Raw genomic sequence first — 12586 nt, forward strand, 5'->3', positions numbered from 1 at the left:
GGTACATACCCCACTTTTAGCCAAAGTGTATCTTAATGCGGCAGCCGGTCTTTGATGACGCCATAAGTATAAGTACCTGCAATAGCACCTCCTATAGCCAGTACAATTGCCCAGTAGCCGTGCCCAATATTTACGAACATAGGCCCCGGGCAGGCACCTGTCAGCGCCCAGCCCAACCCGAAAATGATGCCGCCGATGAGGTAGCGCGATACAGCCTTTTCTTTGGGCGTAAATACGATCGGGTTGCCCTGGTAGTCGCGCAGCTTATACTTTTTGATCAGGAAGGTGGCAAGGGTGCCCAGTACTACGGCCGTGCCGATAATGCCATACATGTGGAACGACTGGAAGCGAAACATCTCCTGGATACGGAACCACGAGATGGCTTCCGATTTGCTCATTACAATGCCAAACAAGATGCCGGCTAGTATAAATTTAAGTCCTTTCACGGGAAGAAATATTATGAATTAAGAATTACGAATGAAGCTGCTTGCATTACATTAGTAAGCCAGCTTAAAAGAACAGCGGCAGCAGTACGAAGGTGGTAAACAGCCCGCCGATAAAGAAACCGACAACCGCAATAAGCGATGGCAGCTGTAAATTAGACAGTCCGCTGATGGCGTGGCCTGAGGTACAGCCGCCGGCATAACGTGCCCCAAACCCGATGGCAAAGCCACCCAGCAGCAAAATCAGGAAGCCTTTTACAGTGAAAAGCGCCTCCAGGCTAAAGAGCTCCGCGGGTTGCATCCCGGCAGGTGCCGAAATGCCCAACTGATTTAGGTCCTCAATAGTGGCCGGGGAGATCTGTACCGCCTCGCCGGTAGAGAGAAACTGCGACGCAATAACGCCACCAAGTATGGCGCCAACTATAAACAGCAGGTTCCAGACCTGGGACCGCCAGTTAAAATCAAAAAAGGCGACATTTTTTCCTGCCCCGCAGGCCGCACAGATCGTGCGCAGGTTACTCGAAACACCAAAGGATTTTCCAAAAAACAGCAGCAGCACCATCACCAGGGCGATTACTGCGCCCGATGTGTACCACGGCCATGGTTGCCTTAACAGCTCTAACATACTTTTTAGGTTATTTAAATGGATTATACACGAGCAAGGAAGGAGAAAGAATGCCGCCTCCCTGCCTGTCTATTTTTATACTTTACTTGCGCGGCCAGGCACCGATACCGCCTGCCAGATTATAGGCTTTAAAACCTTCTTTGCTCATGGCATCGCAGGCAGCGCCACTCCGGTTGCCGCTGCGGCAAAACACGAAGTATTCTTTCTGCTTGTCCAGTGTTTTGAGTGCCTGCTGGAATTGAGCAGAAGTCACATCCAGGTTTCGAGCTCCTTCGATAGAACCTGCGGCAAATTCACCTGCGGTGCGTACGTCCAGCAGCTTGGCGTTGGATGTTTGCTGGTATTTTGTTTTGAAGGCGCCGCCGCCCAGCTCTTCGTAGTTTTTAGGGGCAGATTTAAATAGATTGAACATGGTGTAAGTAATTGATCGTAAAGGAATTAATTTACTGATAACACTGCAAAGTTCAAAAAATAAGTTGCCTGGTTCAGTGACTTTCGTCACGTAGAATAATTTTATACTTAGGAGATTTCTCTTAGGGAGTTTACCATCTCCAAGTGCCTTTCAGAAGGACCGTATTATTTTCAAAACGATCGCTTTTCGGGGTGCATGTCGGTAAAGCATTTACTGAACATGTAAACATCCCCCTACCCCCTTCAAAGCAGGACTTTTTTCTTTTTCATTTGCTGGCGCGAGTTTGTAACCTGTGTCTTACCTATCCAGCCGGATTTGTAATCTGACTGGGGCAGAGGCCTAAACGGTAGCAAATCACAAGTATGGAGGCCCGTAAAATACTACCCTATTTATCAGAATGAAACGGCCCTGCCTTCGAAAGGGAGGGGGATGATTCTCTCCGCCTGCTTATTTCAGCGTGCTGGGGCAAACATAAGCTGTTGTCGGCACGGAAGTTCCGGCAATGGCTTTATAGCCGCCTTCTACGTTCACTATGTTGTCAAAGCCTCTTGCTTTCAGGATAGCCGCAGCGATCATGGAGCGGTAACCACCAGCGCAGTGCAGGTACATGGTTTCTTCTTTCGGCAGCTCCGCCAGGTGCTCGTTCAGGTAATCGAGGGGCACGCTCTGGGCTGTTACCACATGCTCGGCCTGGTATTCGCCGGGCTTGCGCACATCCACCACTTTCAGAGCATTGTTTTGCTCATACTCGCTTGCAAATGTTTCCGCAGAAATAGAAACAATGGTATCTGTTTCTTTGCCAGCCGCTTTCCAGGCTGCAAAACCACCTTTCAAGTAACCCAAGGCATGATCGTAGCCCACGCGGGCCAGGCGGGTCACCACTTCTTCTTCGCGCCCTTCGTCGGCCACAAACAGGATGGGCTGCTGAATATCGGGTATCAGCGCGCCCACCCAGGGTGCAAAGTTGCCGTCCAGGCCGATATTGATCGCATTCGGTATAAACCCAGCTGCAAACGTTTCGGGTTTGCGGGTATCCAGCACCAGAGCACCTGTTTCGTTGGCGGCTGCTTCAAAAGCCTCCGGCGAGAGCGCCTGCAGGCCCTGGCTCATAACCTGGTCAATATTGGTGTAGCCTTCCCTGTTCATTTTTACATTCAGCGGGAAATAGCCCGGAGGCGGCAGCAACCCTTCGGTCACTTCGTTCACAAACTCCTCCCGGGTCATATCGGCCCGCAGCGCGTAGTTGGACTGCTTCTGGTTGCGTAGCGTGTCGCTGGTTTCTTTGCTCATGTGTTTGCCGCAGGCCGAGCCCGCACCATGCGCCGGGTACACGATCACCTCATCTGCCAACGGCATAATTTTGGTGCGCAGCGAGTCGTAGAGGAGGCCAGCCAGTTGGGCTTCGGTCAGGTCAGATTTTACAGCCAGGTCGGGGCGGCCCACATCGCCAATAAACAGGGTATCGCCCGAGAAGATCGCGTAGTTCTTGCCTTGCTCATCTTTCAACAAGTAAGTGGCAGACTCCATCGTATGGCCGGGGGTATGCAGCACCGTGATGGTGACATCACCCAGCTTCAGCATCTGGCCATCGGCAGCAATAAGGGCCGGAAACGTTGGCTGTGCATTCGGCCCGAAAACGATCTCAGCGCCTGTTGCCCTGGCCAGGTCCACGTGCCCGGACACGAAGTCGGCATGGAAGTGTGTTTCCAGCACATACTTAATGCGCGCCTTGTCTTTTTCAGCTTTCGCTAAGTAGGGTTTTATTTCGCGCAGCGGGTCGATGATAGCGGCCTCGCCGTTGCTTTCGATGTAGTAAGCGCCTTGTGCCAGGCATCCGGTATAGATCTGTTCTACTTTCATGGTAGCTGATGTTTATAGTATGGGTTTTATTTTCTGGTTCCGCTTGCCGCCTTACAGGCTGAGGAGCGGACAAAATTCGCAAAATTTGAAGTCTTTGTCTGTAACTTATATCACGCGGTTATACTTAAGTGAAAAAGATCTCCCGGATGAGGATATACACACCCATGGCGAGCACAAACCAGCCAAATCCTTTCTTAAGCTTTTCGCCCTGTATTTTTGTAGCCAGGGCGGTACCGATAAAAATACCGGCAACAGACAGGGCGGAGAAGGTGAACAGGAATGCCCAGTCGATGTTATAATGGAAGATATCGCCGATAAAGCCGATCAGCGAGTTGGCTGCGATGATAAAGAGCGAAGTACCTACAGCCAGTTTCATGTCCAGGCCCGTGAAGAGCACCAGCGCCGGGATGATGAGAAAGCCGCCGCCAGCACCTACCAGTCCCGATATCAACCCGACCAGCACACCTTGTCCCAGCACAGCCAGGTAGTGGATATGATTTTCCCCCTCCGGCTCGGGTTTGATGCTTGTTTTACGAATCATACTAAAAGAGGCCAGCATCATGAGTATGGCAAACAGCACCATGAGCAGGATGTCTTTTGTGATCGCAAAGCCGGCCACGGTAAATATGTGCTCGGGAATGGCCGGCACCAGAAACGTGCGGGTCAGGAAAACAGTGGTAAGCGAGGGCACGCCAAAGATCAGCGCTGTCCGGAAGCTTACCAGCCCCTTGCGGTAGAATTTAACGCTGCCCACCAGGCTGGTGGTACCCACAATAAAGAGCGAGTAAGCTGTGGAGATAACGGGCGTAAGTCCGATCAGGTAAACAAGTATAGGCACTGTAAGTATAGAGCCGCCGCTACCGGTAAGCCCTAGCGAAAGGCCGATGAGCAGGGCCGAAAGATATCCAAGTATTTCCATCCAGGTAATATGTTTGTAACCGCTGCAAAGGTACGGCCTGCAACAGGGAGCAACAGTGACTCTTGTCACAGAGAGGGGTAAAGTTAGAAAGTTAGTGAGTTAAAAGGTTAGAAAGTTGGAAAGGTAGAAAGTTAAAGAGTTAGAAGGTTAGAAAGTTGGATTGTTTGGAGAGCGCCGTTTTCTAAGGACTTTATTAATTGCGTTTTCCTTTTGGGTTAGAAGGGAATAAGATGCTGTTTGGCTTTAGATCAACCATTTCGGGCTTCCCTGGCGCAAGCGTCCGCTTGTGCCTAAATCTACCCGGCACACCATGCTTCCCCTTTGCTGGTTGTTTTTCCGTTCCAGGCAAAACCTTATACTTACAAGCTAAATGCCTCAGAATAAGTATAAAAAGCAGGAGGTAGAAGGCCCCCGCAGACGCTTGCGCCAAGTGATTTTTGCTTCATAGTCCTGCCTTATCTCAGGCTTATACTTTGAGCGGCGATGACAGATGATCTTTTGTCATTTCGACGGCAGGAGAAATCCTTGTCTCCGGTTTTCTCAGATTTCTCCCGCCGTAGAAATGATAAAATGCGATAAGAAAAGGCAGCAAGCCAGCGCTTTATACTTGTGTGCTAGCGTGCAAGTATAATCAGACGAGATGTTGTGCGGACGTATGCGCGCGCAGGAAGTATAAGGCAATCAGCCATGAAGGTGGTATTCGGGCGCTTTTAAGTATAAAACTGAAGAATTGTAGAGTTGTGGATATTTACCTTTCTAACTTTTTAACTCTCTAATCTTCTAACTCTCTAACCTTCTAACGCTTAAACTAACCCCAGGTCGTGCACTTCGAGGTAGTTGCGGTGCAGGGTAAGGGCGCCGGTTTGCTCGAGTTTTTTCAGGAGTCGGGAGATCACTTCGCGGGAAGAGTTGAGCTCGTCGGCAATTTGCTGGTGCGAGAGGCGGACCTGTTTGCCGCTGACCTTTACATGCCGTTTAAGGTAAAAGAGCAGGCGCTCGTCCAGTCCTTTAAAGGCGATGCTGTCCAGGGTTTGCAGCAGCTCTTCGAAACGCTGGCGGTACGAAGCGATCACAAAATTATGCCAGCTTTTATACTTGCCCAGCCACAGCTCTGAGAGGTGCGAAGGAACAAGTATAACCGCAACGTCCGTCACAGCTTTGGCCATGATCTGGCTTTTCTCGTTCCGGGCCGTGCACATCATCGACAGGGCACAGGCGTTGCCGGGCTCCAGGTAATACATCAAAAATTCGTTGCCTTCGTCATCTTCGCGGTATATTTTCAGCAGGCCGCTGAGCAGCAGGAGGGTAGACGTGATGTATTGGCCGCTGCGCATCACTTCTTCGCCTTCCGCTACTACTTTCAGCGTGCTTTGCTTTAACAGTTCATCCAAAAGGGGGGCCTCGAGTTGCGGGAACTGCCTGTGTATGATTTCTTTTTCCAGCGTTTGCATAGTATAAAACGGTGTGTCGGGATATTTTGAGATATACGGAAATAAAAAACCAGTGCAGGCAATTGTTCCGCCGGCACTGGTTCATTATGTTGGTTATACTTACTTCCGGTTGTTTTTAAAGTCGTTCACGGCTTCGCTCAGGTCCAGCACCCTGGTCTGCGGCAGGGCAGCCTCCACAATGCTGCTGCCTGCTGCAGAGCGGTAACCGCCGGCGCAATGCACCACCACCGGTTTGTCGGTTGGGATCTCTTTGGCACGTTCTCTAAGATCGGGCAACGGAATATGCAGGGCCTTTTCGAAGACCTGGCCATCCTTTACTTCCGAGGTGTTGCGGATATCCACGATCGTATAATTGTCCTGGTTCTCGCGGAACTCCCCAACATTGATCACAGACGAGCTGGTTTCTGCTACCGCATCCAGCACAAAGGCGCCCTTTATCAGCAGCTCGTAGCCGATCTTGGCTGCCTTGCGGATAAGCTCCTGCAGTTGCTCCTCGCTTTCGGCTGCCAGATAATAGTGCTCCTCGGGGCCAATGATGCTGCCCAGCCAGGTTTCGAACTTGCCGCCGTTCTGAATATTGATAGCGCCCTGGTAGTGCCCTTTCTTAAATTCCTTTTCGTTGCGGGCATCCACGAGTAGAGCGCCAGCTTCCGGCTTATAGTTCTTGGATAGCATTTTTACGCCGGCTATACTTGGCTGATAGGCAGGCGCGCCCTGCTTGTTGAGGGTCACATCGTAGCCGAAGTACTTGGGTATAAAAGGCTGGTCTTCGGTCAATACTTTCACAAACGCTTCTTCGCTCATGGGCTGCAGGGCATAGTTGCTCCTTTTCTCCATGCCGATGGTGCTGGAGTTGGCATCGCTCAGGGCTTTGCCGCAAAGTGAGCCGGAGCCGTGGGCCGGGTAAACGGTTACGCTGTCGTCGAGCTTCATAAGTTTTTCGCGGGTGCTGTGGTACATCTGGCGGGCCAGCTCTTCGCGCTTTGCCGTAATATTGCCGGCACTCTCGCGCAAATCAGGGCGGCCCACATCGCCGATGAACAAGGTGTCGCCGGTAAACACGGCTTTGTCTTTCCCATCGTGCTCCAGCACAATGCTGATCGAGTCAGGGGAGTGGCCGGGGGTGTGCAGCGAGCGGAGTTTGATCTTGCCGATCTGCAGTTCAGCGCCTTCGTCAAACGCCTGGTGCGGGTAATCAGCGCCCACCATACTATGGGTGTAAATGGTAGCGCCGGTCTTTTGCGAAATCTCCAGGTGCGAACTTACAAAGTCGGCATGCGGGTGCGTCTCGATCACGCCAACAATTTTGGCGTTGTTCTCTTCGGCGTACGTATAGTAGGGCTGCGGATCGCGACCCGGATCTACCAGCACCACCTGGCCAGCGCACTCGCTTAAAATAGCATATGAATAATGGGCTAATCCTTTGTCTTCAAACTGTTTGATTTTCATCAGTTTTATACTTTAATGGTTCCTCAATGCCCGTAAAGCCGGTCTGCCTTACAAGACTTGATACAAAGGTATCAAATCAATGTTCATCTAACAGTGACGTTTGTCACACAGGCGCTCCAGGTTTTTGCCTTGGTCAGCATTGCCATCCGGGTTAACAGCCACTGGCTATATTTCAGTTGCAGGAGAGCTGCCAGGCAGCAGGGCTGCCGGCGATTGCAGGCCCTGCGCCCCGACCTATAATTATAGGATAAACCCGGTAACAAGTATAAAGGCCGTAGCCAAACATTCAAAAGCCCTGCACGTTAGTTATCATACCCCTTCGATGGCAACCTGCCACTTTTTGACTGATGTATACGCGAGCGGCAAGGCCTGCGCGGGCCTGCCGGAAATGACCCTGCAAAACAATTTAGGACCATGAAAAAGGCCGGCTTCGTATTAATTATCTTACTTATTTCGCTGCTCTCTGCGGCACTCGCCATAGCAGGCTACCGGTATTTTGGTAAAACTGACCTGCAGAACACGCCCCAAGACCGGCAGGCCATGCTTGTAAGCAATCAGGCGCCGGGCCTCACCTCCTCGGCGCAGAACCCGGATTTTGTACAGGCATCATCCGCTGTGATTCCGGCTGTGGTGCATATCAAAACCCAGTACGAGGGCGTTGTGCCGGAAGAAGGCAACCCGCTTTTCGACCTTTTCGGCATGCCGCAGCAAGCTGTTCCTGCCCAGGGCTCCGGCTCGGGCGTGCTCATCTCAGCAGACGGGTATATTGTAACCAACAACCATGTGATCGAAAATGCCTCCTCGGTAGAAGTCGTGTTGCCCGATAAGCGCAGTTTTAAGGCCAAACTCATCGGCACCGATCCGACCACCGACCTGGCACTGGTAAAAGTGCAGGGCGACCATCTGCCGGTGGTGGCGCTCGGCAACTCAGACAATGTGCAGGTGGGCGAGTGGGTGCTGGCCGTGGGATATCCGTTTTCGCTCAACTCGACCGTAACAGCCGGTATTATCAGCGCCAAAGGCCGCAGCATCGGCATCCTGAACCGGCCCAGCCAGGAAAATTACTCCGGCGCCCCGCAAGCCAGCCTGAACACCGCTATCGAATCCTTCATCCAGACCGATGCGGCCATTAACCCGGGTAACAGCGGCGGCGCCCTGGTAAACACCAACGGGCAACTGATCGGGATCAATGCCGCCATTGCCTCGCAAACCGGCAGCTATGCCGGCTATGGGTTTGCCATACCTGTAAACCTGATGCGCAAGGTGGTAGGAGACATCCGCAAGTTTGGCGAAGTACGGCGCGGCTACCTGGGCGTGAGCTTTCCGGCACCTGCTGTAGAAGACCAGATCTTAAAAGAGCGGGGCATCGATCCGTCAACGGTCAAAGGCGTGTATGTGCTGGGTATTCAGGCAGGCAGTGGAGCGGCTGCGGCCGGGTTAAAAGAAGGCGATATCATCCAGAGCATAGACGAAGTGAATGTAAGTTCCTCCTCAGAGCTTTCGGAAAGAATTGCCCGCCATCATCCCGGCGATAAAGTGGCTTTGACCTACCTGCGCAATGGTCGCACCGGGCAGGCGGACGTGGTGCTTAAGGGCGAAGAATCCGAGAAGGTGGCCACCACCGATAAGACTTCGGGCGCCACAGGCCTGCAGTCCAAACTGGGCGCTACTTTTGCGCCGGTACCGGACCCCGTGAAACAACGCTATCGCCTGAAATCCGGGGTGTATGTAACGGAGTTGCAAAGCGGCGGTTTTTTTGACCTGGCAGGCATTCCCAAAGGCACCATCATTACCAACGTGAATGGCAAGCCAGTAAACTCGCTGTCAGACATAAACAAAGCGCTGGGCGTTTCCCGCGGCCGAACCGTGCGGCTGGATGGCATTACGCCGGATGGGGCCAGTTTTGTGCTTAATTTCCCGCTGGGTGCCTGACCCGCTTAGAAGCGACAAGGAAGTATGCGGCAGACAGGCTTCCCATCGCCTGATTTAATATCATGGGCAGCCCGATCCGGCATCTTCGTTTGCCGGGTCGGGTTTTTTTAATGGAAAGGTAACGGGGGCTGGCCAGTATTTTCGTAGCCTGAGTTGGAAGCCGGGCGTTGCCTGCGAATACTTAACCGCTTTCTGAACTCCTGCTTTTTTGCCTCGTTATAATAATAATATAAAGTAGTAAAGTTACCTGGCAGGTACATGCTGCTTTATACATGTGTAACCCTAAACCAGTAAAACGATGGCAAACTTAATGAAAAAAAACAGCGGTCTTTCTACTCCGGGGCAATCCGTGTTCAATGACTTTTTTACCGACATGGATCGCATGTTTAACAATGATTTCTATTTGATGCCCATGCAACTCAGAAACCAGATGCAGGCCAGTATGCCGGCCGTCAACATCCGGGAGAAAGAAAACGAGTACATGATCGAGGTAGCTGCACCGGGCATGAAGAAGGAGGATTTTAACATTGATATGGAAGAAGGCATGCTGACCATTAGCAGCCAGAAGGAAGAGGAAAAAACAGACGATAAGAAAGACTTTAAACGACGGGAGTATAACTACAGCTCTTTCAGCCGCTCTTTTACTCTGCCCGAAAATGTGAAGCCCGAAGAGGTAAAGGCGCGCTACGAAGACGGCATCCTGAGCTTGACGGTGCCTAAAAAGCAACCGCAGGAGCGAACAAAACAAAAGATAAACATAGACTGATAACAGCCCTAAACAGCCGGTGCCAGTAGGTTGGTGCCGGCTGTTAACGGTTTATACTTGCCCTGACCTGGAGCCTACTTCCAATCTAAAGGGAGCAAGCCCGCAGGTATAGTCATGGCAAGTATTCTGTAGAAACAGGTCCTTTATAGTATAAGCAGCCTGAAAACCGGCCCACCGGTACAAGCCTGCCATACTTCCTCCTCATGCCGGGCAATCCACGCAAATCTTACCTTTACCTAACACAGGGCAAGTATATACGGCCTTGTCTGGCGCAGCTGGGGTGAACGCAGGCAGGGAGCTATGGAAAGAAAACAGCAGGTATGGTTTTGCAAAAGGAAGGTATAGCGTACCATAATTTAATGTAATTTGCGTTCTGAATACAACACGCCAATTCGGAACTACATTAATTACTACTTCAGCAAATCTGAAATCAATGGATCATACGCTAACTATGCCTTTCGCTATAGCGAAAAAGACGGACCTACTGCGCCGTTTCACCTTACTCCTGTTGCTGTGTACCTTCTCCTTGCTGGTGCAGGCGCAGGTTATCACCTCGCCGGATAAAAACCTGACCCTCAAATTCGAAGTGGGGGAAAAAGGCGTTCCAACCTACCAGCTAACCTACAAGAAAAAACCTGTTATCAAGGAAAGCAAACTGGGTTTGGAACTGAAAGATGCCCCTTCTATGATGGACGGCTTTACGGTGGCCAAAACCGAGCAAGCCGCTGTGAACAATACCTGGGAGCCTGTACTGGGCGAGCAGAAAACCATTCGCAACAACTACAACGAGCTGCTGGTAACGCTTACCCAGAAGGCGCAGCAGGACCGCCAGATCCGTATCCGCTTCCGCCTGTTTAACGACGGCCTGGGTTTCCGGTATGAGTTTCCGGAGCAGAAGGAGCTGAATTACTTCATCATCAAAGAGGAGAACACGGAGTTTAACCTGACAGGCGACCACAAGATCTTCTGGATTCCGGGCGACTACGACACCAACGAGTATGCGTATACTACCTCCAAGATATCCGAGATCCCGGGACTGATCAAGAAAGCCACCATTGATGTGCACGCGCAGTGGCCGATCAAAACCCTGGCCGTACAAACGCCTTCGATGATGAAAACAGCCGATGGCCTGTACATTAACATCCACGAGGCGGCCCTGATCAACTACCCGGCCATGAACCTGAACCTGGATGCCAAAAACTTTAAGATGAGCTCGCACCTGACGCCGGACCCCATGGGCAACAAAGGCTACATGCAAACCGATACGCAGACGCCCTGGCGAACGATTGTGGTGAGCGACAAAGCTACCGACATCCTGGCCTCCAAACTGATCCTGAATCTGAACGAGCCGACCAAGTATAAAGACGTATCGTGGATAAAGCCGGTGAAGTATATCGGCGTGTGGTGGGAATATTTTGTGGCAGGTAAAAGCACCTGGGCGTACGGCACAGAAACCAACGTAAAGCTGACCGATGATTTTACGAAACTTACGCCGAACGGCCGCCATGGCGCCAACAACGAAAACGTAAAAAAACATATTGATTTTGCTGCCGCTAACGACTTTGATGCCGTGCTGGTAGAGGGCTGGAACATAGGCTGGGAAGACTGGTTCGGTAACTGGAAAGAAGAGGTATTCGATTTTGTAACGCCTTATCCTGACTTCAATGTAAAAGAGCTGCATGCCTATGCGGCTTCAAAAGGCGTGAAGATCATGATGCACCACGAAACCTCCGGCTCGGCCACCAACTACGAGCGGCGCCTGGACAAGGCGTTTCAGTTTATGAAAGACAATGGCTACGACGCGGTAAAGACCGGTTATGTGGGTAAGATCATTCCGCGCGGCGAGCACCACGACAGCCAGTGGATGGTGAACCATTACATTCACGTAGCCGAGACGGCTGCTAATTACAAGATCATGGTGAACAGCCACGAAGCCGTTCGTCCGACAGGCCTTAACCGCACCTACCCGAACTGGATTGCGCAGGAATCGGCCCGCGGCACCGAATTTGAAGCCATGGGCGGCCTTGCCCCGGAACATACCACCATTCTGCCGTTCACGCGCCTGATGGGTGGGCCGATGGATTACACACCCGGCATTTTCCAGACCGACCTGTCGTATTACGGCACCGGCAACCAGCGCGTAAACACTACGCTGGTAAAGCAGCTGGCCTACTATGTAACCATGTATAGCCCGCTGCAGATGGCGGCCGATATGCCCGAGAACTATAACCGCTTTCCGGATGCCTTCCAGTTCATTAAGGACGTAGCCGTGGATTGGGATGATACGTGGGTGCAGGAAGCGGAGCCCGGCGATTATGTGACCATCGCCCGCAAAGCAAAAGGCAAGAACGAATGGTATGTAGGCGGCATTACCGATGAGAATGCCCGTACGGCTACCATCCGCTTCGATTACCTGCCAAAAGGCAAAAGCTACGTGGCTACTATTTATGCCGATGCCGCGGATGCCAGCTGGAACAAGAACCCGCAGAAGTATACCATCCGCAAAGTGCTGGTAAACGCCAAAAGCGTGCTGAAGCAACCAATAGCTCCGGGCGGCGGAGTAGCAGTAAGTATAAAAGAAGGTAGCAAGCAGGACACCAAAGGCCTGAAGAAGCTATAAACTGTATACTTCTAAAGTACAAAAAAGCGCCGTGCATTTTTGCATGGCGCTTTTTTTGCTTTAATTGAATTATTATAAGCCATACTTTGTATCAGGTGGTAGATAAACT

General features: G+C 51.6%; 10 protein-coding genes. 3 read left to right on the forward strand and 7 right to left on the reverse strand.

The window, feature by feature from the left end; translation table 11 throughout:
• Nucleotides 1-32 precede the first annotated feature (32 nt).
• From LWL52_RS02015 to LWL52_RS02045, 7 genes are all read right to left on the reverse strand, one after another.
• On the reverse strand, nucleotides 33-446 hold the full coding sequence (locus tag LWL52_RS02015; RefSeq protein ID WP_242916455.1) for a DUF6691 family protein: 414 nt from the start codon (nucleotides 444-446) through the stop codon (nucleotides 33-35).
• A 64-nt stretch (nucleotides 447-510) separates the two neighbouring features.
• On the reverse strand, nucleotides 511-1068 hold the full coding sequence (locus tag LWL52_RS02020) for a YeeE/YedE family protein (protein WP_242916456.1): 558 nt from the start codon (nucleotides 1066-1068) through the stop codon (nucleotides 511-513).
• A gap of 82 nt (nucleotides 1069-1150) precedes the next feature.
• On the reverse strand, nucleotides 1151-1480 hold the full coding sequence (locus tag LWL52_RS02025) for a rhodanese-like domain-containing protein (RefSeq protein ID WP_242916457.1): 330 nt from the start codon (nucleotides 1478-1480) through the stop codon (nucleotides 1151-1153).
• A gap of 447 nt (nucleotides 1481-1927) precedes the next feature.
• Entirely contained in the window at nucleotides 1928-3340 is a 1413-nt protein-coding gene (locus LWL52_RS02030; RefSeq protein WP_242916458.1) for an MBL fold metallo-hydrolase, read from the reverse strand.
• Nucleotides 3341-3464: 124 nt separating this feature from the next.
• Nucleotides 3465-4259, reverse strand: a complete 795-nt coding sequence (locus tag LWL52_RS02035) for a sulfite exporter TauE/SafE family protein (protein WP_242916459.1) — start codon at nucleotides 4257-4259, stop codon at nucleotides 3465-3467.
• A gap of 803 nt (nucleotides 4260-5062) precedes the next feature.
• Nucleotides 5063-5710 carry a Crp/Fnr family transcriptional regulator gene (locus LWL52_RS02040; protein ID WP_242916460.1) on the reverse strand — a complete coding sequence of 216 codons (648 nt, stop codon included), beginning with the start codon at nucleotides 5708-5710 and terminating at the stop codon, nucleotides 5063-5065.
• Between the two features lie 99 nt (nucleotides 5711-5809).
• The gene (locus LWL52_RS02045) at nucleotides 5810-7159 is read right to left on the reverse strand and encodes an MBL fold metallo-hydrolase (RefSeq protein ID WP_242916461.1); all 1350 of its coding nucleotides are present in this window, start codon (nucleotides 7157-7159) and stop codon (nucleotides 5810-5812) included.
• Between the two features lie 414 nt (nucleotides 7160-7573).
• Here LWL52_RS02045 and LWL52_RS02050 point away from each other — a divergent pair, with 414 nt between their 5' ends.
• From LWL52_RS02050 to LWL52_RS02060, 3 genes are all read left to right on the forward strand, one after another.
• Nucleotides 7574-9091, forward strand: a complete 1518-nt coding sequence (locus LWL52_RS02050; protein WP_242916462.1) for a trypsin-like peptidase domain-containing protein — start codon at nucleotides 7574-7576, stop codon at nucleotides 9089-9091.
• Between the two features lie 298 nt (nucleotides 9092-9389).
• Nucleotides 9390-9857: an Hsp20/alpha crystallin family protein gene (locus LWL52_RS02055; RefSeq protein ID WP_242916463.1), complete on the forward strand. Its 468-nt coding sequence runs from the start codon at nucleotides 9390-9392 to the stop codon at nucleotides 9855-9857.
• Between the two features lie 451 nt (nucleotides 9858-10308).
• Nucleotides 10309-12477 (forward strand): glycoside hydrolase family 97 protein, encoded by a 2169-nt coding sequence (locus LWL52_RS02060; RefSeq protein WP_242916464.1) that lies wholly within the window; start codon nucleotides 10309-10311, stop codon nucleotides 12475-12477.
• The last annotated feature ends 109 nt before the right edge of the window (nucleotides 12478-12586 follow it).

It is taken from the genome of Pontibacter liquoris (assembly GCF_022758235.1).
In the GTDB taxonomy this organism is placed as follows: Bacteria; Bacteroidota; Bacteroidia; order Cytophagales; family Hymenobacteraceae; genus Pontibacter; species Pontibacter liquoris.